Annotated in this window: 1 protein-coding gene; it reads left to right on the forward strand. The window is 72.4% G+C overall.

Annotated elements, in window-relative coordinates:
- Positions 1-867, forward strand: an 867-nt coding sequence (locus G7A99_RS20770; protein ID WP_205599973.1) for an endonuclease/exonuclease/phosphatase family protein, incomplete at its 5' end; no start/stop codon positions are given.
- Positions 868-1050: the final 183 nt, after the last annotated feature.

Below are 1050 nucleotides of genomic sequence, written 5' to 3' on the forward strand. Positions count from 1 at the left end.
GCCCGCGCACCGGGGCGGCGGGGGGCATGGCGCGTCGCGAGCCTGAACCTGGAAAACTATTTCATTACCCGGGGCGGCCGGGGGGCGCCGACGGCGGCGTCCTTCCGAGCCCAGCAACGACGGCTGGTCGCCGCGCTGACCGCGCTCGACGCCGATGTGCTCGCCCTGCAGGAGATCGAGAACCGCCCGGCGGCGGTCCGTCGGCTGGTCGCGGCGCTCAACCGCAGCCTGCCCGGGGCACGCCATTACCGGTCCGCGGCTGCCGGGCGCGACCGGGGCGGCGCGGTACTGCGCAACGCGCTGCTTTACCGGCCCTCGCGGTTCTCCGTCGAGCGCGTGGTCCTCGACCAGGACCGTACCCACAACCGTGCCCCCGTGGCGGCGCGCCTGCGCGACGCTCGAGGCCGGCGGGCGTGGGTGGTCAGCGTGCATTTCAAGTCCCGCGGCGGCTGTCCGGCCGAAGGGGACGTGGATCGGGGGGCGGGCTGCTGGGCGCGGCGACGCACACGCCAGGCGAGGGCGCTGAGCGTCTGGCTGCACGGCCTGGCGGGGGGCGACCGCGCTCTCGTCCTCGGTGATTTCAATACCTATCCGGGCGAGCCGCCGCTACGCGTCCTCGCCGGCGGACGCCGGCTGCAGGCGCTCGCGGTGCGCCACATCCCGCCGGGGCAACGCTATAGCTATGTCTATCGTGGTCGTGCCGGCCTGCTGGATCATGCCCTGGCGACCCCGGGGTTGGCAGAGTCGGTACGCGGCGTGCGCCTGTGGCACATCAACGCCGATGAGCCGCCGGTGGCCGCGGGGCGGGGCCCATGGCGAAGCAGCGACCACGACCCGCTGCTGGTGGATCTGTTCCCGCCGCGCTGATTCCCCATGGTCAGACCGCGGAGGCATTGGTACTCTTTCACCGCAAACCGGGGGGCATGACGCGAATATGAACGAGACCAGCGCGGCGCTGGAGGTGCGCAACATCCACAAACGCTTCGGCGGGCTCGAGGTGCTGCGCGGTATCGATCTGCGCGCCGGCTCCGGCGACGTCATCACGCTGAT

Source organism: Arhodomonas sp. KWT, assembly GCF_010993615.1.